The sequence below is a fragment of the Streptomyces sp. NPDC058291 genome (genome assembly GCF_042880855.1).
In the GTDB taxonomy this organism is placed as follows: Bacteria; Actinomycetota; Actinomycetes; order Streptomycetales; family Streptomycetaceae; genus Streptomyces.
The window spans coordinates 107,007-126,670 of the sequence record NZ_JBHVYK010000004.1 but is presented as its reverse complement, the minus strand read 5'-3'; the positions used below and the strand labels follow the sequence as shown (position 1 = coordinate 126,670).

18 protein-coding genes and 2 tRNA genes are annotated in these 19,664 nt (G+C 70.6%); 4 read left to right on the top strand and 16 right to left on the bottom strand.

Features of this window, described 5'->3' with window-relative positions; all coding sequences use genetic code 11:
* Positions 1-76: 76 nt before the first annotated feature.
* The 3 genes from ACFVYK_RS03570 to leuS form a co-directional block, all read right to left on the bottom strand.
* Positions 77-922 carry a DegV family protein gene (locus tag ACFVYK_RS03570; RefSeq protein ID WP_389768019.1) on the bottom strand — a complete coding sequence of 282 codons (846 nt, stop codon included), beginning with the start codon at positions 920-922 and terminating at the stop codon, positions 77-79.
* Between the two features lie 111 nt (positions 923-1,033).
* Complete coding sequence (locus tag ACFVYK_RS03565) at positions 1,034-1,771, bottom strand: hypothetical protein (protein ID WP_389768017.1); 738 nt, start codon at positions 1,769-1,771, stop codon at positions 1,034-1,036.
* Positions 1,772-2,028: 257 nt separating this feature from the next.
* Entirely contained in the window at positions 2,029-4,908 is a 2,880-nt protein-coding gene (gene leuS, locus ACFVYK_RS03560; protein WP_389768015.1) for a leucine--tRNA ligase, read from the bottom strand.
* Positions 4,909-5,335: 427 nt separating this feature from the next.
* On the opposite strand from leuS, the gene ACFVYK_RS03555 reads away from it, so the two are divergent.
* Together ACFVYK_RS03555 and ACFVYK_RS03550 are read left to right on the top strand one after the other, a co-directional pair.
* Positions 5,336-6,649 carry a ferric reductase-like transmembrane domain-containing protein gene (locus ACFVYK_RS03555; RefSeq protein WP_389768013.1) on the top strand — a complete coding sequence of 438 codons (1,314 nt, stop codon included), beginning with the start codon at positions 5,336-5,338 and terminating at the stop codon, positions 6,647-6,649.
* On the top strand, positions 6,646-8,256 hold the full coding sequence (locus ACFVYK_RS03550; protein WP_389768011.1) for an NADH-ubiquinone oxidoreductase-F iron-sulfur binding region domain-containing protein: 1,611 nt from the start codon (positions 6,646-6,648) through the stop codon (positions 8,254-8,256). The genes ACFVYK_RS03555 and ACFVYK_RS03550 overlap by 4 nt, the downstream gene beginning before the upstream one ends.
* Before the next feature lie 181 nt (positions 8,257-8,437).
* Here ACFVYK_RS03550 and ACFVYK_RS03545 read toward each other — a convergent pair.
* From ACFVYK_RS03545 to ACFVYK_RS03530, 4 genes are all read right to left on the bottom strand, one after another.
* Positions 8,438-8,510 (bottom strand) — tRNA-Ala (locus ACFVYK_RS03545).
* Positions 8,511-8,670: 160 nt separating this feature from the next.
* Positions 8,671-8,904 carry a hypothetical protein gene (locus ACFVYK_RS03540; protein WP_389768009.1) on the bottom strand — a complete coding sequence of 78 codons (234 nt, stop codon included), beginning with the start codon at positions 8,902-8,904 and terminating at the stop codon, positions 8,671-8,673.
* A 3-nt stretch (positions 8,905-8,907) separates the two neighbouring features.
* Positions 8,908-9,081 (bottom strand): hypothetical protein, encoded by a 174-nt coding sequence (locus tag ACFVYK_RS03535; RefSeq protein WP_389768007.1) that lies wholly within the window; start codon positions 9,079-9,081, stop codon positions 8,908-8,910.
* A 69-nt stretch (positions 9,082-9,150) separates the two neighbouring features.
* Positions 9,151-10,551, bottom strand: coding sequence for an MFS transporter (locus ACFVYK_RS03530; RefSeq protein WP_389768005.1), 1,401 nt, complete (start codon positions 10,549-10,551; stop codon positions 9,151-9,153).
* Between the two features lie 208 nt (positions 10,552-10,759).
* On the opposite strand from ACFVYK_RS03530, the gene ACFVYK_RS03525 reads away from it, so the two are divergent.
* Positions 10,760-11,719 (top strand): helix-turn-helix transcriptional regulator, encoded by a 960-nt coding sequence (locus tag ACFVYK_RS03525; protein ID WP_389768003.1) that lies wholly within the window; start codon positions 10,760-10,762, stop codon positions 11,717-11,719.
* A gap of 103 nt (positions 11,720-11,822) precedes the next feature.
* On the opposite strand, the gene ACFVYK_RS03520 is transcribed toward ACFVYK_RS03525, so the two are convergent.
* The 7 genes from ACFVYK_RS03520 to ACFVYK_RS03490 all read right to left on the bottom strand — a co-directional run bounded on the left by ACFVYK_RS03520 (position 11,823) and on the right by ACFVYK_RS03490 (position 16,310).
* A tRNA-Ala gene (locus ACFVYK_RS03520) sits at positions 11,823-11,895 on the bottom strand.
* A 94-nt stretch (positions 11,896-11,989) separates the two neighbouring features.
* The gene (locus tag ACFVYK_RS03515; RefSeq protein WP_389768001.1) at positions 11,990-12,664 is read right to left on the bottom strand and encodes a histidine phosphatase family protein; all 675 of its coding nucleotides are present in this window, start codon (positions 12,662-12,664) and stop codon (positions 11,990-11,992) included.
* Positions 12,661-13,107 carry a ribosome silencing factor gene (gene rsfS / locus ACFVYK_RS03510; RefSeq protein ID WP_389767999.1) on the bottom strand — a complete coding sequence of 149 codons (447 nt, stop codon included), beginning with the start codon at positions 13,105-13,107 and terminating at the stop codon, positions 12,661-12,663. Before rsfS ends, ACFVYK_RS03515 begins: the two co-directional genes overlap by 4 nt.
* Positions 13,108-13,270: 163 nt before the next feature.
* Positions 13,271-15,109, bottom strand: a complete 1,839-nt coding sequence (locus ACFVYK_RS03505) for an LCP family protein (protein WP_389767997.1) — start codon at positions 15,107-15,109, stop codon at positions 13,271-13,273.
* Positions 15,110-15,125: 16 nt separating this feature from the next.
* Positions 15,126-15,752 carry a nicotinate-nucleotide adenylyltransferase gene (gene nadD, locus ACFVYK_RS03500; protein ID WP_389767995.1) on the bottom strand — a complete coding sequence of 209 codons (627 nt, stop codon included), beginning with the start codon at positions 15,750-15,752 and terminating at the stop codon, positions 15,126-15,128.
* A gap of 97 nt (positions 15,753-15,849) precedes the next feature.
* Positions 15,850-16,014 carry a hypothetical protein gene (locus tag ACFVYK_RS03495; protein ID WP_389767993.1) on the bottom strand — a complete coding sequence of 55 codons (165 nt, stop codon included), beginning with the start codon at positions 16,012-16,014 and terminating at the stop codon, positions 15,850-15,852.
* A gap of 143 nt (positions 16,015-16,157) precedes the next feature.
* On the bottom strand, positions 16,158-16,310 hold the full coding sequence (locus ACFVYK_RS03490; RefSeq protein WP_389767991.1) for a hypothetical protein: 153 nt from the start codon (positions 16,308-16,310) through the stop codon (positions 16,158-16,160).
* A gap of 137 nt (positions 16,311-16,447) precedes the next feature.
* On the opposite strand from ACFVYK_RS03490, the gene ACFVYK_RS03485 reads away from it, so the two are divergent.
* Positions 16,448-17,599, top strand: coding sequence for a M48 family metallopeptidase (locus tag ACFVYK_RS03485; protein ID WP_389767989.1), 1,152 nt, complete (start codon positions 16,448-16,450; stop codon positions 17,597-17,599).
* 185 nt (positions 17,600-17,784) lie between these two features.
* Here ACFVYK_RS03485 and ACFVYK_RS03480 read toward each other — a convergent pair whose 3' ends face one another.
* Together ACFVYK_RS03480 and ACFVYK_RS03475 are read right to left on the bottom strand one after the other, a co-directional pair.
* Complete coding sequence (locus ACFVYK_RS03480; protein WP_389767987.1) at positions 17,785-18,855, bottom strand: hypothetical protein; 1,071 nt, start codon at positions 18,853-18,855, stop codon at positions 17,785-17,787.
* Positions 18,856-18,978: 123 nt separating this feature from the next.
* Positions 18,979-19,554, bottom strand: a complete 576-nt coding sequence (locus ACFVYK_RS03475) for a hypothetical protein (RefSeq protein WP_389767985.1) — start codon at positions 19,552-19,554, stop codon at positions 18,979-18,981.
* Positions 19,555-19,664 lie beyond the last annotated feature (110 nt).

The window sequence follows — 19,664 nt, the reverse complement described above, 5'->3', positions numbered from 1 at the left end:
CCCGGGGAAAACCATCCGGTTGTGGATAACTCGACCACTCGCACGAGTGAGGAAGGCAGGCAGGTGAGCGAGGATCTCACCTCGGTGAGACCACGACTCCCAGCAATCCCGGTCCTGTGTGCGCCCCGATCACCGCTCCGACCTCGCTCACATGCAGGTCGACGAGTGCGGGCACGCGGGCCCGCAGACGGGCCGCGAGCGCGGACGCCCGGTCGGGAGCGGCGAGATGGTGCACAGCGATGTCGACGGGCACGTTGCCGGCCCGGTCGGCGCCGATCTCCTCCAGGCGGGCGATCGCCCTCGACGCCGTGCGCACCTTCTCCAGGAGCTCGATGCGGCCCCCCACCAGCTGGAGCAGCGGCTTCACGGCCAGCGCGGAGCCCAACAGGGCCTGTGCGGCGCCGATGCGACCGCCACGGCGCAAGTAGTCGAGGGTGTCGACGTAGAAGTAGGCGGACGTGCCGCCGGCCCGCTTCTCCGCCGCGGTGACCGCTTCGTCGACCGTGCCGCCGGTCTCGGCGGTTTCGGCGGCCGCGAGCGCGCAGAAACCGAGCGCCATCGCCACCATGCCGGTGTCGACCACCCGCACCGGCACGGGCGCCTCCCGCGCCGCGACGACGGCCGCGTCGTACGTGCCGGACAGATCAGCGGAGAGATGGAGGGAGACGATGCCGGTGGCCCCGGACTCGGCGACCTTGCGGTAGGTCTCGGCGAAGACCTGGGGGCTGGGGCGCGAGGTGGTGACGGGGCGTCGCTTCTGCAGTGCCAGGGCGAGGGAGCGGGTCGAGATCTCGTTGCCCTCTTCAAGAGCCTGGTCGCCGAGGACCACGGTCAACGGCACTGCGGTGATGCCGTGGCGCTCCATCGTCCGCTGCGGCAGATAGGCCGTTGAATCCGTGACGATAGCGACATGGCGGGACATGACCTGGAGGTTACCTGGCGTAGCCTCCACACGGCAGCCCGGCCCCTCGCAGCCGGTCCGCCCTTGACCGAATCAATTACCACGCCTGGCGACACCGAAACCCGGGTCTTGTCAGGTGGTGTTCTCGGGGCGCGGCTTCTTCTGCCAGGGGTAGGTGGGGCGCGGTGCCACAGGGGTGATGGCGGGCCGGGTCGGCTCGTCCACGGTGCGTGCGCCGGGGGTCTCCGGCCAGGTCTGCCCTTGTGTCGCCGCGTCGGCGGCCGGCGCCTCGGGCCACGGGGGCGGCGGGGCCGGGGAGGAGTCAGGCGTGGTCCAGTGCCGCAGGGCGCCGGCTTCGACGTCTATCTGGGTGCTGAGGGAGTCGAGGTCGTCCTCGGCGAAGCGGCGGGCGCGGTCACGGGCGGCCCAGCGCAGTGAGTCCGCCGACGACGTGATGCGCTCGGTGCGGTCCCGCAGCGAGGGCAGGCGCTGGGCGAGCGCGGCCCGGTCGGGCTCGGTCTCGAGGCGCTTGAGCTCGGCGTCCAGTTCCTGCCCGTGTGCGCTGAGCCGTTGGAACAGACCGAGGGACTCCTTGAGCGACTCGTCCTCGGCGGCGCCCGCGTGCAGTGCGTCCTGGGTGGCCCGCATGGACGTACGCAGGGCGAGCCGCAGCTGGGCGATCTCACCGGCCGGTCCGAGCTGGGCGAAGGATTTGGCCCGCAGGGTGTGGTCCTCCACCGTGCGCCGAGCCTGGGTGATGGTGCGGTCGACACCCCGCTTGGCGGCGCCGATGACCTTCACCGTGGCGTAGACGCCCAGCGCCACGAAGAGCACGAAGAGCAGGGCGACGATCGTGATCACTGCTTCCACCAGCTCCTCCTCCGGCCTGCCAGGGCACCTCCGGCGCCGCAGACGGCGGGCCGCACTTCACACGGTAAACGAGACGGGCAGGCCCGGAGTTCCAGAAGAACCCCGAACCTGCCCGCACCGAACCCCTAGGGGGCGGCCCCGGGCGGCCCCAGAGACGCGCCCGCCACCTCCGACGCCTTCAGGCGCCCAGGACTCCTGAGGTCTCAGAAACCTCAGGAGTCACGTAAGTCCCGGCAGCCTCAAAAGCCGCGGCGACCTCAGGCCGGAACGATGTTCACCAGCTTCGGCGCCCGCACGATCACCTTGCGGATGCCGGCCCCGCCCAGAGCGTTCACGACGGCCTCGTCGGCCAGCGCGATCTTCTCCAGTTCGTCGTCGGAGATGGCCGGGGACACCTCCAGGCGCGCCTTGACCTTGCCCTTGATCTGCACGACGCAGGTCACGCTCTCGTCCGCGACGTACGCCGGGTCGGCGACCGGCAGGTCCTGGTGGACCACCGAGTCGGTGTGGCCCAGGCGACGCCACAGCTCCTCGGCGATGTGCGGGGCCAGCGGGGCGACCAGCAGCACCAGATCCTCGGCGACCGTGCGCGGCAGGGCGCCGCCCGCCTTCGTCAGGTGGTTGTTCAGCTCGGTGATCTTGGCGATGGCGGTGTTGAAGCGCAGGCCCTCCAGGTCCTGGCGCACGCCGTCGATCGCCTTGTGCAGGGCGCGCAGGGTGTCCTCGTCGGGCTCGGCGTCGACCACGGTCACCTCGCCGGTGGCCTCGTCGACGATGTTGCGCCACAGCCGCTGCAGCAGCCGGTACTGGCCGACGACCGCGCGGGTGTCCCACGGCCGCGAGACGTCCAGCGGGCCCATCGCCATCTCGTACAGGCGCAGCGTGTCGGCTCCGTACTCGGCGCAGATCTCGTCCGGAGTGACCGCGTTCTTCAGGGACTTGCCCATCTTGCCCAGCAGCCGGGAGACCTTCTCGCCCTGGTGGTAGTAGGCGCCGTCGCGCTCCTCCACCTCGGCGGCCGGCACGGCGATGCCCCGGGCGTCGCGGTAGACGTAGGCCTGGATCATGCCCTGGTTGAACAGCTTGTGGAAGGGCTCCACGGAGGAGACGTGCCCCAGGTCGAACAGCACCTTGGACCAGAAGCGCGCGTACAGCAGGTGCAGTACGGCGTGCTCGGCGCCGCCCACGTACAGGTCGACGCCGCCGTGCGGCCGGCCTTCGCGGGGGCCCATCCAGTACTGCTCGATCTCGGGGTCGACCAGCCGCTCGCTGTTGTGCGGGTCCAGGTAGCGCAGCTCGTACCAGCAGGAGCCCGCCCAGTTGGGCATGGTGTTGGTCTCGCGGCGGTACTTCTTGGGACCGTCGCCCAGGTCCAGGGTGACGTTCACCCAGTTTTCGTTGCGCGACAGCGGCGTCTCCGGGGACGTGTTCGCGTCGTCCGGGTCGAAGGTGCGCGGCGAGTAGTCCTCGACCTCGGGCAGCTTCAGGGGCAGCATCGACTCGGGCAGCGGGTGGGCGACGCCGTCCTCGTCGTAGACGATCGGGAAGGGCTCGCCCCAGTAGCGCTGCCGGCTGAACAGCCAGTCGCGCAGCCGGAAGTTGACGGTGCCCTCGCCGATGCCCTCGCGCTCCAGCCACTGGGTGATGCGCGCCTTGGCCTCGACCACGCCCAGGCCGTCCAGCGAGATGTCGCCGTGGGAAGAGTTGATGATCTTCGCGTCGTAGGAGGCGAAGGCGTCGTCCCACGTCGAGGTGTCCGTGCCGCGGCCGTCGGTGGGCTCCACCACGCACACGATGGGCAGCTCGAAGGCGCGCGCGAAAGCGAAGTCGCGTGTGTCGTGAGCCGGGACGGCCATGATCGCGCCGGTGCCGTAGCCCATCAGGACGTAGTCGGCGATGAAGAAGGGGACCTGCTCCCCGTTGACCGGGTTGGTCGCGTACACGCCGGTGAAGACACCGGTCTTGTCCTTGGCCTCGGCCTGGCGCTCGACGTCGGACTTCGAGGCGGCCTGCGCGCGGTACGCGGCGACGGCCTCGCCCGGCGTCGCGTGACCGCCGGTCCACACGTCGTGGGTGCCCTCGGGCCAGGCGTCCGGGGTGAACTTGTCGACCAGGGGGTGCTCGGGGGCCAGCACCATGTAGGTCGCACCGAACAGGGTGTCCGGGCGCGTGGTGAAGACCGTGATCTGCTCGCCGTCCACGGGGAAGTCGACGCGGGCGCCCTCGGAGCGGCCGATCCAGTTGCGCTGCTGCAGCTTGATGGCCTCGGGCCAGTCCAGGGCGTCCAGGTCGTCCAGCAGACGGTCCGCGTAGGCGGTGATGCGCATGTTCCACTGGCGCAGCTTGGCCTTGAAGACGGGGAAGTTGCCGCGCTCGGAGCGGCCGTCGGCGGTGACCTCCTCGTTGGCCAGCACGGTGCCCAGCCCGGGACACCAGTTGACCGGCGCGTCGGAGGCGTAGGCCAGGCGGAAGTCGCTCAGGACGTCGGCGCGCTCGGCGGCGGACAGTTCCCCCCACGCGCGTGTGTGCCCCGGTACGGCAAGCTCACCGGACTCGAACCGGGCGACCAGCTCGGCGATGGGACGGGCCTTGTCGGCCTCGGCGTCGTACCAGGAGTTGAAGATCTGCAGGAAGATCCACTGCGTCCACTTGTAGTACTCCGGGTCGATCGTGGCGAACGACCGGCGCTTGTCGTACCCCAGCCCCAGCCGGCGCAGCTGGACCTTCATGTTCTCGATGTTGGCCTCGGTGGACACGCGCGGATGCGTGCCGGTCTGCACGGCGTACTGCTCGGCGGGCAGGCCGAAGGCGTCGAAGCCCAGGGTGTGCAGCACGTTGTGGCCGGTCATGCGCTGGAAGCGCGCGTACACGTCGGTCGCGATGTAGCCCAGCGGGTGGCCGACGTGCAGGCCCGCACCGGAGGGGTACGGGAACATGTCCATGATGAACTTCTTGGGCCGTGCGACCAGCTCGGGGTCGCCGGCCAGGTCGCCCTTGGGGTTCGGCGCCGCGTAGGTGCCCTCGGCGTCCCAGAAGTCCTGCCAGCGTGCCTCGATCTCGGCGGCCATGGCAGCCGTGTAGCGGTGCGGCGCGGCCTCTGCCGCGACGGCGGCGGCAGCGGGGTTCGTCTCGCTCATGGTCCTCAAAGCTCCATCGATCGTCTCTGCCAGCGGCTTGTCGTCCAGGAAACGAAAAATCCCCTCGCACAGGAGGGGACGCCGCGCCGATTCCGGACCGTCCGTTCACCGGCGGTCGGGACTGATCAGCGCGGCTCGCTAAGCAGAAGGCGTACAGCACGCATGGCGCTAGGGTACCGCAGGCCTTGAGCAGGCCGCGACGAACTTACGTATGCATGGTCGCGACAACGTTGCGGAGCCCAGAACGGGGGGTCAGAGCTGAACCAGAGTCAAAGGTTACTTCGCGTAACAGCTGCTATAGGACATCGCGCCAGCCACATTGTCGTTTCATAACAACGCAATAACTCAAACCTCGTACCCATCGGTATGGAGCCACTTAGAGTTCGGCAGCGGGACCGCTTTCCCGAAACTGCTCGGAGTTGCCCCCATGAACCCTCGTTCTAGTTACAGCTCGCTCCCCAAGCCCGGCCGGTCGGTCTACGGGTTGGCGACGGCTGTCGTCCTGGTCCTCATACCCGTGGTCGTGCTGGTCGGCGGCGACCAGATGCAGGCCTTCCTCAACTTCGGTGCGGGCGTCCTGTCTCTGGTATGCCTGACCTGCTCGGTCATCTGGGGTCTCGTCGCCCAGGACCGGCTCATCCTCAACACGCGTCAGCGGATCCTCGCGCAGGGCGTCCACCGCGTGACCGCCGTGGGCTCGATCGCCTTCCTCGTGGTGCACATCACGGTCAAGCTGGCGCTGGAGCACACCGTCCTGATCGCCGCGCTGATCCCCTTCAGCCTGGGCGTCAAGGGCAGCGCCGGGCTCATCGGCCTCGGCTCCCTGGCCGCGCTGCTCATGATCTTCGTGGGCATCACCGGCGCCCTGCGCAACCAGTTCGCCGCACCGGCCGAGGTCGCCGCCCGCTGGCGCGCGATGCACATGCTGGCCTATCCGGCGCTGTGCGCGGCCCTCATCCACGGCCTGTTCGCAGGGCGCGCCGCCAAGCCGTTCTTCATGATCTCCTACGAGCTCTGCCTGGTCGGCGTCATGGCCGCCCTCGCCCTGCGCGCCGCCCCGCGCCCGTTCAAGCGCAAGGTCGCCGACCGGATCACCGCCGTTCTGGGCACGCAGGACCGCTCCGCCATGGACGGTCTGGAGGCGTCACGCGCGCGCGTGTCGGAGACCGGATCGTCCGCGCTGCCCGGCTACGAGGGCCGCTCCGGCCGCTCGCCGCTGACCGACACCATGAGCTCCACGCGGATGGCACCCCCGTCGTCGCCGCTGTACGACACGCCGGCCACGCCCGAGCCCGCCAACGGCTTCGCGGCCGCCTACCGCGCCGTCAACACGCCGCCGCGCGGTCAGCAGCCGCCCTACGTGGCCGACCAGACGGCACGCATGGGCATGCCCTTCGACCTGCAGCAGGCCACAGAGGCGATTCCGCGCGTCGACAACGGCGGCAGCACCTCGGGCAGTTGGCCGGTCCCGTCCCCGCCGCCGGTCGGCGAGGCTCCGCCGTCCGCCTACGACCCCCTCCAGGACACGGGATTCAACATCCCGGTCTATGGCAATCCGGGCGCCGGCGGGTACGGCGCACGTGACGTGTACGACACCGGTGAGACGAATCAGGCCTACGGCGCGTACAACCAGAACGACACGTACAACAGCGGTCCCGCCAGTGAACCATCGCCCGGCGCGTCGTTCGACGCACCGGGTTCGGGCGAACCTTGGAACACGCCTTCCGGAGGCTATAGGTGAACGAGGCCCTGCCCGACGTCCCAGAAGTCCGCGTGGTCGGCCTTCCGCAGCTCACGTCGGGCTTCGACCTTGTCGAAAGACTCGACCTGCCCATGCACCTCAAGGTGCACGGGCCGCTCGAACCCCTGGGCGGAGAGGCTCTCGCGAAGCTCTCCGAGAACATCAACCTGAAGGGCCGCGGCGGCGCGGGCTTCCCCTTCCACAAAAAGCTGCGCTCGGTCGCGGAGGCGGCGATCAAGCGCGGCGTCCGGCCGGTCGTCGTCGTCAACGGCAGCGAGGACGAGCCGGCCTGCCGCAAGGACACGGTGCTCATCAACCGTGCCCCGCACCTCATCCTGGACGGCGCGCTGCTGGTCGCGGAGGCGCTGGGAGCCCGCACGCTCGTGGTGGGGGTCACCCGCGAATCCACCCAGCGCTCCATGGAGGCCGCGCTCGCCGAGCGCGGCCTCAGCAACGGGCGCCGATCGGCGCTCAAGGCGTTCGTCCAGCGCAACCCGATCCGCATGGTCACCGGCGCCGCCGCGTCGCTGATCCGCTCCATCGACGGCGGTCCGCCGATCCCGCCCGGCCGCAAGGTCAGCGCCTCGCAGAACGGCGTCGGCGGCGCGCCCACCCTGCTGTCCAACGCCGAGACGTTCGCGCAGCTGGCCATCGCGGCCCGCATCGGCCCCGAGCGCTACGGAAACACCGGCCTGTACGACGAGCCGGGGACCGTCATGCTGACGGTCTCCGGCGCGGTCGCCCGCCCGATGGTGATCGAGGTCCCCACGGGCGTCCCGCTGCGTTACGTCCTTCAGCTCGCCGGCGCCCCGCCGGTGCCCCAGGGCGTGCTGACCGGCGGTTACCACGGCAAGTGGATCGACGCGGCCACGGTCAACGAGGCGATCGTCTCCCGCAACTCCCTGGACGCGGTGGGCGGTGCCCTCGGCGCCGGCGCGATCCTGCCGATCAGCCAGGAGACCTGTCCGCTGGGCGAGTCGTTGCGGGTGGCGCAGTGGCTGGCCGACGAGAGCGCGGGCCAGTGCGGTCCCTGCTACCTCGGTCTGCCGGCCGCCGCGCGCGGCATGGAGGACATCCTCAACGGCGGCGGCCCGGCCGCCCTCGAGGCGCTCAAGCAGGTCGCCAAGAACGTCAAGCGGCGCGGTGCGTGCTCCCACCCGGACGGCTCCGCGATGTTCCTCGAGTCGACCATCAAGGCGTTCACCGACGACCTGGCCGCCCATGTCCTCGGCAACGGCTGCGGACGGCCCGTGGAGGGCGTTCTGCCGCTCTTCGAGGCCGGTACGGCCCCGGCGGGCATCACGAGCGGCAGCGCGGCGGAGGACAGCGGCTCCAGCCGTCAGAAGATCTTCGTGGACTGGACGCTCTGCCGCGGGCACGGCCTGTGCGCCGACATCCTCCCGGAGGTGTTCCAACTCGGCGCCGACGGCTTCCCGACCGTGGCCCAGGCCAAGGTGCCGCAGTACGCCGAGGCCAAAGCTCTACGCGCGGTGCGTCGCTGCCCGGCGCTGGCCCTGCGCATCGAGGAGGACACGCGCGCGCAGGCGCCCGCCCGCAACCTGCCGGTCCTCTCCCAGGGTCGCGGCCGCCGCGCCCTGGGGCGCTGAGCTGTACGACGCCGCCCAGTACGGCGCCGAGCCGCGGACGACGAGACGACAAGGGGCCGCCTGTGATCAGGCGGCCCCCGCTCGTTCGACGACCGTCCCCGACAACATTCCCGACGGCCTCAACGGCCTCTGAACGCAAAAAGATCCCGCCGGATCGTGTTCGATCCGGCGGGATCTGCTGTGGAGCTAAGGAGAATTGAACTCCTGACCTCCTGCATGCCATGCAGGCGCTCTACCAACTGAGCTATAGCCCCTCGTGGTCGAGCGGCGAAGCCGCATATCGACCGTGTCGCCGGGTTTCCCTGGCGGCGACGCCAACATTACCGGTACGGGGGGTGGACCACCAAATCGTTTCCGCCCTGTCCGCTTTCGCCGGATATGCGAGGTCGGGCGGCGTCAAGAAGTCGGCCGACGTCAAGCGGTGACGAACGAATAGAACCGCTTGAGCGTGCAGTGCTCTTCCAGGAGCCGCCCGTAGATCGGCTCGCCCTCCAGTTCGCGGTACGTCTCGATCGGGTCGCCCTTTATGATCAGCGCCCGCGCGCATTCCTCGCACCAGTACTGGAAGTCGGGGTTGACCGGCTCCATGTCACGGACGATCGGGGTGCCGCTGCCGCACCAGTCGCACTTTCGCCTGTGTGCACCCATCGATCAGCTCCAGCTGTGGCCGCAGGCCGTGCACACGTAGGACGTCCCGCCGTTGTCGCCGAGCACCAGGGCCACATGACCGGAACCGCAGGAGGGGCAGCTGAGGCGGGTGGCCTTGTCCCGTGTCAACGCCACTTCGGAGAGGTGGCCGCCCTCTCCGAGGATGCTCGCAGGCATCGCTACTCCCTCCCGTCGGGCCGCGCCCCCTTCCGGCCGTTTGATTCTGCCACGGCCGGACCAATACGGTCAGCGACGCCTCAGTACCAGTCCGGACACGGCACCGAGGACGGCTGTCGTAGCGAGCGCGAACATGCATGTGAGAAGCGCTTCCGCAGAGGTATACGCCGCCGGGGCCCCAAGTGACTCAAGCCGGTTGTAGAACAGTGTGCCGAAGACCGCCACGCCGATCAGCTGCCCGAGCTGGGTGACCGTGGCCAGCAGCCCGCTGGCGTCCGCGGCGTCCTCGGGCCGCACCGCCGCCAGCGCCCCGGTCAGCGTCGGGCTGAAGGCGAGCGCGAGCCCGGCGCCCACACCGGCGTACGCGACGCACGGCCACACGCCCCCGTGGTCACCGCCTTCGAAGGCCAGCCCCACACCGGTCACCGACAGCGCGGTGAGCGCGAACCCGACCGTGGCCGGCGACCGCCGCCAGGGCGCGGGCCACCGGCGCCAGGTGAGCCCGACCATCCCGAACACGACCGCGGTCGGCGCGAAGGTCAGGCCGGCGCGCAAGGCGCTGTAGCCGAGGCCGCCCTGGACGTGCAGGGTCAGCACGAACAGGAAGCCGCCGTTGACCGCCATCACGACCATGACCCGCAGGACGGCCAAACCCATTCCCGGGTGGCGCAGCACGCGAGGGGCGATCAGCGGGGCCCCGCCGCGCCGGGCCAGCCGCGCCTCGTAACCGCAGAACGCGACGAACGCGAGCGCGCCGACGGCCATGGACAGCCAGGACCACCACGGCCATCCCTCGTCCTGCCCGAGCACCAGCGGCACCGTGACCAGCGACACGGCCGCACCCAGAAGCACGAGACCGGGCCAATCGGCCCCGCGCGCCCCTTCGCGCGCCCCGCGCGCCGCCGCGTCCGGTCCCACGGCCTCTCCCACGCCCCCGCCCCGCGGCAGGACGCGCCTGCCGACGACCAGCAGGACCAGGCCCACCGGCACGTTGACGAGGAACACCGGACGCCAGCCCGCGCCCAGCAGGTCGGCGCTGACCAGAACGCCGCCGGCCACCTGCCCGGCCGCCGCGCCGACGGCGATGACCGCCGAGTAGACGCCCAGCGCCCGCACCCGGGCCTCCCCGGTGAACGTGCGCTGGATCAGGCTGAGCACCTGCGGGATCATCACCGCCGACCCGGCGCCCTGCACCAGCCGGAACGCGATCAGCTCAGTGCTGCCCCCGGCCAGCCCGCAAGCCAGCGAAGCGGCCGTGAAGAGGGCGAGCCCGGCGAGATGGACCCGTCCGTGTCCGAACCGGTCGCCGAGGCGAGCGCCGGTGATCAGCAGTACGGAATAGGTGATGGCGTAGCCGGCGACGACCAGTTGGAGTTCCGCGCCGGAGGCGTTCAGGTCGGAACCGATCGTGGGGGCCGCGACGTTCACGATGAAGACGTCGAGCAGTGCCATGAACTGGGCTGCGAGCACGACCGCCAGCAGCCGCCGGGGCCGATTGTCAGTGCCGGGGTCTTTACTGGCGGCAGGCGGTGAAACGGGTGGAACGGGCGCGGGGACCGGGCTCGTCCCGGATGTCGTCGTCATGCCGTCGAGCGTGACGAGGATCCGGTACGGGTGCCGAGAGCCCGTCGATGCTGGTACTGACAGCACCTGGCAGAGACCGGACGGGGGATCGACCATGGGGGACGTGACGATGGGGACACGGACAGGAACGGGGACGACGAGGGCGGCGACCGGAGCCGCCGGGGAAGCGCCGCGGACCGTGCCCGGCCCGCGCAGGACGCATCGGCGCCGGCCCGAGCTGGCCGCCTTCCTGCGCAGCAGGCGCGCCCGGGTGACGCCGGGCGATGTCGGGATGCCGCCCGGGCTACGGCGGCGCACACCGGGACTGCGGCGCGAGGAGGTGGCCCAGCTCTCGGGGGTGGGCGTCACCTGGTACACGTGGCTGGAGCAGGGTCGGCCGATCAACGCCTCCGCGCAGGTCCTGGACGCCGTGGCGCGCACCCTGCGGCTCGACCCGCCGGAGCGGGAGCACCTGTACCACCTGGCGGAGGTGCCCTGCGTGTCCGCGCCCGAAGCCCTGGTGCAGAGCGTGGGTCCGGAGGTCCAGGGCATCATCGACGCCCTGGCGCCCCTCCCGGCGGTGGTCTACAACTCGCGTTACGACGTCCTGGCCGCCAACTCCGTCTACCGCGCTCTGTTCGCGGCTCTGTTCGTCGCTCCGGCGGCCGAGCTGCCCTCCAGGGGGCCGGCGAACGTCCTGTGGCGACTGTTCACCCTGCGGGAGGAGGACTGCCCGCTGCTCCTCCGGGACAAGGAGCTGCCGGTGATGGTGGCGACCCTGCGGGCGTCGTACGGACTGCATGCCGGCGAGCCGGCCTGGGAGGACTTCATATGCGGGCTGGCGCAGGCCAGTCCCCTGTTCGCACGGCTCTGGGCGTCCGGTGACGTCTCGGAGCCCGGCAGTCGCGTGAAGGTCTTCCGGCACGAGGCGGGCGTGCTGCGGATGACGTCCACGTCACTGTCGATCAACGGGATGCCGGAGTGCCGGATCGTCGTCTACACGCCGGACGACGAGGAGACGGTGCGGCTCACGGCCCTGCTGTGGAAGGAGACGACAAAAGATCCCGCCCCCTGAGGGACGGGATCTTCGTGAGGCGATCTCGACCGGTTCCCGCTGATTCCATCGATCTTTGACAACTCAACAGAGTGTCGACCGACTGATCCAACCGATCAATCTGTGGAGCTAAGGAGAATTGAACTCCTGACCTCCTGCATGCCATGCAGGCGCTCTACCAACTGAGCTATAGCCCCTTGCGTTCTTCCCGCTCGGCGGTGCGAACAAGAAGAACTTTAGCCTGCGACCTGCCGGAAAGTGAAATCCGGCCCCGCCGGCCGAAGCGGCCGTTCAGTCGTCGTCGCCGAGCACGGGTTCGGGCAGGGTGCCGGCGTTGTGCTCCAGCAGACGCCAGCCCCGCGCGCCCTCGCCGAGGACCGACCAGCAGCAGTTGGAGAGACCGCCGAGGCTCTCCCAGTTGTGCGCGTCCAGGCCGAGGAGGCGACCGATGGTGGTGCGGATGGTGCCGCCGTGACTGACGACGACGAGCGTGCCGTCGTCGGGCAGCTTCTCGGCGTGCCGCAGCACGACCGGGGCGGCCCGGTCGGCCACCTCGGTCTCCAGTTCGCCGCCGCCGCGGCGGACCGGCTCACCGCGCTTCCACGCGGTGTACTGCTCGCCGTGACGGGCGATGATCTCCTCGTGCGTCAGCCCCTGCCAGGAGCCCGCGTACGTCTCGCGCAGGGCCTCGTCGTAGCTGACGGGCAGGCCGGTGAGAGCGGCGAGTTCGGCAGCCGTGTTCGCGGCCCGGGACAGGTCCGAGGCGACGATCGCGTCGGGCTGGAGGGAGGCCAGCAGCCGGGCGGCGCGGCGGGCCTGGGCCGCGCCGGTCTCGGTCAGCTCGACGTCCGTCGTGCCCTGGAAGCGGCGCTCCACGTTCCAGGCGGTCTGGCCGTGCCGCCAGAGGATGACGCGGCGGCCGCGCCCCGGTTCACGGGACGCGGCGGTCTGCGCGCGGGCAGTCACCGCAGCTCCCCGAATCCGGCGTCGGCGTCCTCCTCGGCCTGCAGTTTGGCGTGCTCCTGGGCCTTGCCGCGGGTCGCCTTGGCGTCGTCGGGCAGTTCCAGCTCGGGGCAGTCCTTCCACAGCCGCTCGAGGGCGTAGAAGACACGCTCCTCGCTGTGCTGGACGTGGACGACGATGTCGACGTAGTCGAGCAGGATCCAGCGGGCGTCGCGGTCGCCCTCACGGCGTACCGGCTTGGCCCCGAGCTCCTTGTGGAGGCGCTCCTCGATCTCGTCGACGATCGACTTGACCTGACGGTCGTTGGGGGCGGAGGCCACCAGGAAGGCGTCCGTGATCGACAGCACGTCGCTGACGTCGTAGGCGATGATGTCGTGCGCGAGCTTGTCGGCTGCCGCCTGGGCGGCGGTCTGGATGAGCTCGATGGAGCGGTCAGTGGCGGTCACTACATGGCTTTCCGTCGGTGGGCACTTGTCCTCAAGGGTCTCACGGACCGCCGACGCGGCCCCACGTGATGCGCGGGATCACGCGGGGACACCTCCGACCGGCCCCCGCGGTCGCCTCCGCCTCCGCCGCAGGACGCGCGGACCACCCGGGCGACCGGACGGCTCACCCGGTCGCGGAGGGCTTGTAGTCCTCGCCCAGGACGACCGCGACGTCGGCGTTCCCGGAGACGGCGCCCTTCTTCACGGCGTCGGCGTCCAGACCCAGCGTCTTGGCCACCTCGGAGGCGTTCTCCTTCTCGGCGGGGTCGGCGTAGAGCACGCGGGAGGCGGTCTTCGTGCCGGAGGCGCTGCCTGCTTCCAGGAAGGTGAAGCCGCCGTTGAGGAGGACCACGCGCGCGTCCTCGGTGTTGGCCTTGGCGCCGCTGGCGTTCTGCACCGAGACGCTGACGGCCGCGTCCTTGTCGGGGCTCTTCGCGGTGCCGCCGAGGACGTCCTTGACGACGCTCGCACTGGCCTCGGCGCTGAGCGTGCCGTCGTTCTGGACCGGCAGCAGCGCGGTCTTGTAGTCGCCGCCCTTGGCGAGGTCGGCGAGCTTGGCGAGGAAGGCGCCGAGGTCCTTGTCCGTCAGGGACGGATCGAGGATCTGGGCCAGGGTCTGGACGGTGACGGTCGCGCCCTGCGCGTCGGAGGACACCTTGCGCAACACGCCCTGCATGACCTGGCCGAACCGCTGCAGCTGGGCGTTCTGGGCCTCTCCCGACGCGCGGTAGGTGGCGTAGGCGACGGCCATCTTGCCGCTGAGCGTCTGGTTCTCGCCCTTGGCGACGAGCGGGGCCTGGCCCTTCTTGGCGGCCGGGTCGGGCACGGCCGCGTCGGTGTCGACCTCGATGTTGCCGACGAGGTCGACGAGGTTCTGCAGATAGGGAGTGTCGAGCCGCCAGGTGCCCTGGATGCTGGTCCCGAGCACCGTGTCCAGCGCTTCGCGCGTCCCGGCGGAGCCGTCGTCGTCGACGGACTTGGCGAGGGTCGTCGTGGCGCCGTCGTCGTTCGTGAGGACGAGGGAGTTGGGCAGCAGGACGGTGGTGGCCTGCTTGGTGGTGGCGTTGTCGACGAGGAGCACCGTGGAGGTGCCGCCTCCCGTGGTGTTGTGCAGGTGGACGACGACCACGTCACGCTTCTGGGCGCCGGCGGTCGTGGTCTTGGCGTCCGAGTCCGAGGACGACGACAGCCCGGGCAGTTTGCCGACGTACCCGAGGTAGCCCACGCCGCCGACCGCGACCAGCGCCAGTGCCACGGCGAGGGCGACGACGCGGCTGCGGGCGCGGCGCTTGGCCTCCTCGCGGCGCTCGGTGCGGTTCTCGGTGAAGTTCAGCCAGTCGATGACGTCCTCGGAGTCACCGCCCTGCTCCTCCACGAACGCGAACTGCTCGGTGCGGTAATCCCGTTGCTGTCCTGCGGGAGCGTCGGACGTACCGCGTGCGCCGGACGTCGGGTCGTCGGCGTCGCGGTCCGTCTCGGCCGCCCCGGTCTCGACGGGACCGGCCTGCTGGGGGATGTAGGCGGTCTGTTCGGCGACCCGGGACTGTTCGATCCGGGGCTGCTGTCCGCTGGCGGCGGTCTGCCCGTAGGGGTCGTACGAGACCTGCGTGGCGGAGCCGTAGGGGTCGTACCCGCCGGGGCCCGGCCGGTCCGTGTCGTAGCCCGGGGCGGCCGGCTGTCGTCCGGTGTCGTAGCCCGGCGTGGTCGGCTGTCGGCCGGTGTCGTACGGGTCGTAGGCGGGCGTCTGCTGCTGCCCGCCCGCGGCATAGGGGTCGTAGCCGTAGTCGTACCCCTGCTGCTCTCGCCGGCCCTGCTGTCCTTGCTGACCCTGGTGCCCGTAGTCGTAGGACTGCTGCGGCGCCTGCTGGGGCGGGACCTGTCGGTAGACGGGCTGGCCGTACTCGTCGTAGCCGACGAGTTCGTACTGGTCGTCCCCGTACCCCGCGTCGTATCGGTCGTTCACCGGCACCCCTCTCGGCTCACTCGCCGCGGTACAGCTCGCGCTTGTCGATGTAGCGCACGACTCCGTCGGGCACCAGGTACCAGACGGGGTCGCCCTTGGCGACTCTCGCACGGCAGTCCGTCGAGGAGATGGCGAGCGCGGGGACCTCGACGAGCGAGACGCCGCCCTCGGGCAGGCCCGGGTCCCTGAGGTTGTGCCCGGGCCGGGTGACGCCGATGAAGTGCGAGAGGGCGAACAGCTCCTCGCTGTCCCGCCAGGTAAGGATCTGGCCCAGGGCGTCGGCGCCGGTGATGAAGAAGAGGTCCGTGTCGGGGTTGAGGGCCCGCAGGTCACGGAGGGTGTCCACGGTGTAGGTGGGGCCGCCGCGGTCGATGTCGATGCGGCTGACCGAGAACTGCGGGTTCTCGGCGGTCGCGATGACCGTCATCAGGTAGCGGTCCTCGGCCGGGGAGACGCTGCGGTGGGTCTTCTGCCAAGGCTGCCCGGTCGGGACGAACACGACCTCGTCCAGGTGGAACTGCGCGGCGACCTCACTGGCCGCCACGAGGTGTCCGTGGTGGATCGGATCGAACGTTCCGCCCATGACGCCGAGGCGGCGCTTGCCCGGGTTCCGCGGGCCGGTAGGCATGTCCTGCTCTCCCATGCGTGCAGACCCTACCGGCCCGGTCCGCGGGCTCCGGCCCGCGGTCGTCCGGAGCGTCCCGCTATGCCGGACTCCCCGTCGGTGAACACCTGTCGGCTCAGCGGTCGCGGTTGAAGCGGGTGGTGATCCACAGCAGGAGCAGCAGGACGAGGAACGCGCTGCCGCCGGTGACCAGGGGGCTCAGGCTCTCGTGGTTGCCACCGTGCTCCCCGCCCTCGGCGGCGAGGGTGACCAACTGGGCAGCGGCGCTGTGAAGGCTCATCTTCGGCAGGACCTATCCGATGGAGGTCCCCCGCTCGACCGGGGCCGAGAGTGGGGGAAGGCGGGAAAAGACGTCGGCCCATGGTAAGCGTGAGGGTCGGCGGCGATCACGCCGACTCCGCCATCGGGAACCTTCGCGACGGCTCAGTCGTCCTTCCGCTTGTAGCCCCGCAACAAGAACCACGCGGTGAGCACACAGCCCAGAATCATCACGATCAGTACGACACGGAGCAGATTTCCCGCCCCCTGCTGCTGGGCGGCTTCGGTGAGCCAGGCGGCTGCGGGGTGGTGCTCCATGGGGCGGGACTCCTTAGGTGTAGTGCCCGTCCAAGGTAACTCCGCCTAGGGTGGGCTCTGCTTCGGGGGCGCAAAGGGCCGCACAAGGGTCCGTAAAGGGTCAGGTAAAGGCCACACAGACGCACATGGGGGAAGACATGTCCGACGAAGGCCACGAGCACCACGACGCCGGTCACGAGAAGGTGCCGAGCAGGCAGCGCAGGCGCTTCCCGGGAATCTCCTCGCGTGCGTACGAGCACCCGGCGGACCGCTCCGCGCTGGTGGCGCTGCGCAAGCTGAGCGGCTTCGACACGGTGTTCAAGGCCCTCAGCGGGCTGCTGCCCGAGCGGAGCTTGAGGCTGCTGTTCCTGTCCGACTCGGTGCGGGTCTCCGACCAGCAGTTCGCGCACCTCAACGACATGCTGCGGGACGCCTGCTACATCCTGGACCTGGAGAAGGTCCCGCCCATGTACGTCAACCAGGACCCGCAGCCCAACGCCATGTGCATCGGCCTGGACGAGCCGATCATCGTCGTCACCACCGGGCTCGTCGAGCTGCTCGACGAGGAGGAGATGCGCGCGGTCGTCGGCCACGAGGTGGGCCACGCCCTGTCCGGCCACGCCGTGTACCGCACGATCCTGCTGTTCCTGACCAACCTGGCGATCCGGGTCGCCTGGATCCCGCTGGGCAACCTCGCGATCATGGCGATCGTGACGGCGCTGCGCGAGTGGTTCCGCAAGTCGGAGCTGTCCGCCGACCGCGCGGGTCTGCTCGTCGGCCAGGACCTCAAAGCCTCGATGCGCGGTCTGATGAAGATCGCCGGCGGCAACCATCTGCACGAGATGAACGTGGACGCGTTCCTGCAGCAGGCGGAGGAGTACGAGGCCTCCGGCGACCTGCGTGACTCGGTGCTGAAGATCCTCAACGTGCTGCCCCGCACCCACCCCTTCTCCACCGTGCGCGCGGCCGAACTGAAGAAGTGGGCGGAGTCCCGTGACCACCAGCGGATCATGGACGGTCACTACCCGCGGCGCGACGAGGACAAGAACACCTCGGTCACGGACTCCTTCCGCGAATCGGCCGCCCACTACGCGACCAGCGTGAAGGGTTCCAAGGACCCCCTCATGAAGCTGGTCAGCAACATAGCCGGCGGGGCGGGCGACCTGGGCGGCAGGGTGCGGCGCGGCTTCGGCGGATTCACCGGCCCGGCTCCGTCGGACGACCGGTCGCCGCGCAACGGTTCGGAGGGCCCGGACGGCGCCGACGGCACGGACGGGCCGAAGGACACGCCCCCGCGCGACGCGAACTGAGGGCGGCGCGGTCCCGGCTGCGGAGACCGGAGCGACACCCGCCCGCCACCCCGCCGACCGCCGACCCACCGGCGGCCGCCAGCCACCGGTGACGGACGACCGATCCTGATTCCGGCTCCCCATCCCACATCGATTCCGGCTCCGGCTCCGGCTCCCACATCGGCCGCGTAGACGCCTGGCTGCGATCACACCTGGGGTTGGGCGCTGGTCGCCAGGGTGCCGCAGAGCGCGGTCGTGCCGTCGGTCGCGTAGGGGTCCGTGCCGGCCGGGCCGCCCGTCTTCGCGGTCTCGCCGGCGAGCAGGGGGCGCAGACGGCTCGTGGAGTCCTCGGCGCAGGAGAGGGGCCCGGCCTGGACGTAGGACACGGCCAGCTGGACCTGGTGGGTGCGCAGGTCGCCGCGGTCGAATCGGAAGTGCAGCTCGCGGCGGACGGTGAAGAGGGAGGCCGCGGCGCCCGTCTTCGCGCCGGTGGGGCGCAGCGCGTAGACGAAGGTGTGGTCGGCGGTCACCTCCAGGGTCGAGGAGTCGGTCTCGGCGGCCTGCAGGGTGCCCTGGACGCGGATCTTGGGGTCGGCCAGCTCGACCCGGGCCGGGTCGAAGCGGACCAGCCAGCCGGTCGGAGCGTGCCGCCCGTCGGCGCTCGGACGGCTGAAGCTCTCGTCGAACTGGTCGAGCTGGTCGGCGTCGACCAGCGCGCGCACGGGCCGCACCTGCTGCCCGGTGAGCACCTCCGGGTAGAGGGAGGAGTGCACGATGTAGTCCTTGGCCGTGGTCAGGGCGGTGACCACCTGGCCGTCGGAGAAGTGCGCGGTCCTCCGGGAGGCGGGCAGCGGGATGCCCTCGGCGCCGAAGCGGAACTGCGCGGCGGGGCTGTGCGCGAACAGCGACTCGGCGGCGGCCGCCCCGGGCACGACGCCCTGCGGGGAGAGCGGGATGACGGTCATCCGCAGGGGCTCGACGGGCCGGAGCGCCGCCGGGTTCTGGTACGGGCTGCGCAGGCCCATGTAGACGGCCGTGCCGAAGGCCACGGCGACCAGCAGGACCAGGATCAGCACCTGCCGGGACAGTCCCCGGCGCAGAGCAGGACGACGGCGGACGGCGGGCGCGTGGTCGGTCAGGCGTTCCTGGGCGGACGACTCCTGGATACGGGCAGCGCGGACGAACGATTCGTCGAAGACGACGGATCGGTACTCGTCCTCGCTACCTCCGGAAGTGCCTTCGGGTGTCCCCTCCGGTGGGTCTCCAGGCCCGGCCATACTTTCAGAGTAGGTCGCGCGGAGCTCAGGTAAACGCCCGGCCGCACCACAACTTATGACAGGTACTCACCAGCTTTGCCCCTGTCGGCGGGGTCTTCGCACGACACTGCGTCGCACAGGCGTTCAGGGGGTGCGAGGGACCGCCGGGACGGGTGGCCGGGAGTAGTCGGCGGACGCGGACGGGGGCGGCACGCTCCCCTGTTCGAGGCCGGTGGTGGCGGGCGGCGGCACCTGGTCCCGGCTGCCCGAGGACGAGCCCCGGTAGACCGCGGCGAAGGCCAGTGCGACCATGCCGATGCCCATCACGAGGGCGAGCATCCAGGCCACCGCGCGGTGCCAGCGGATCTGCTTGCCGTAGGCGCCGGGAGCGCCGTAGCGGCGTTCCCAGGCTTCGGGGAGGTCGGCGTCGTCCAACTCGTCGAGGTTCGGATCATGGCCGAAACCGCCGGCCCCGTAGGGGTCGTCGTAGCGGTCGCCTCTGGCGCGGGCCCGGCGGGCCTCGGCCTCGGAGGCCTTGGCTCTCGCCTCCGCGGCGGCCAGGAGGCGCTCGACGGCGGTCGGCTCGTGCACCACGGCCGCCTGCACGAAGGCCTCGTCGAAGACCACGGCGGCGAACTCTTCGTCCGACACCCCGCGGTCGTGATCGTCGTCGGGATCCCAGCCGTCAGGGAACGGCAAACCCCCCACGTCCTCCGGCACGGATCCAGAGTAGACCTGGGGGGTCGATTTGGGCAGACGACAGGGAAATTCGTCCACCGGATGAGACGCCTCTCACGGCCGTCGACAACCGGCCCGTCCGCCTTCGTGCG

Bases quoted from the DNA above. Each gene is read 5' to 3' on its own strand.
- ACFVYK_RS03570 (WP_389768019.1), bottom strand. From the start codon at position 922: ATGTCCCGCCATGTCGCTATCGTCACGGATTCAACGGCCTATCTGCCG.
- leuS (WP_389768015.1), bottom strand. From the start codon at position 4,908: ATGAGCGAGACGAACCCCGCTGCCGCCGCCGTCGCGGCAGAGGCCGCG.
- ACFVYK_RS03555 (WP_389768013.1), top strand. From the start codon at position 5,336: ATGAACCCTCGTTCTAGTTACAGCTCGCTCCCCAAGCCCGGCCGGTCG.
- ACFVYK_RS03540 (WP_389768009.1), bottom strand. From the start codon at position 8,904: ATGGGTGCACACAGGCGAAAGTGCGACTGGTGCGGCAGCGGCACCCCG.
- ACFVYK_RS03535 (WP_389768007.1), bottom strand. From the start codon at position 9,081: ATGCCTGCGAGCATCCTCGGAGAGGGCGGCCACCTCTCCGAAGTGGCG.
- ACFVYK_RS03525 (WP_389768003.1), top strand. From the start codon at position 10,760: ATGGGGGACGTGACGATGGGGACACGGACAGGAACGGGGACGACGAGG.
- nadD (WP_389767995.1), bottom strand. From the start codon at position 15,752: ATGGGAGAGCAGGACATGCCTACCGGCCCGCGGAACCCGGGCAAGCGC.
- ACFVYK_RS03495 (WP_389767993.1), bottom strand. From the start codon at position 16,014: ATGAGCCTTCACAGCGCCGCTGCCCAGTTGGTCACCCTCGCCGCCGAG.
- ACFVYK_RS03490 (WP_389767991.1), bottom strand. From the start codon at position 16,310: ATGGAGCACCACCCCGCAGCCGCCTGGCTCACCGAAGCCGCCCAGCAG.
- ACFVYK_RS03485 (WP_389767989.1), top strand. From the start codon at position 16,448: ATGTCCGACGAAGGCCACGAGCACCACGACGCCGGTCACGAGAAGGTG.
- ACFVYK_RS03480 (WP_389767987.1), bottom strand. From the start codon at position 18,855: ATGGCCGGGCCTGGAGACCCACCGGAGGGGACACCCGAAGGCACTTCC.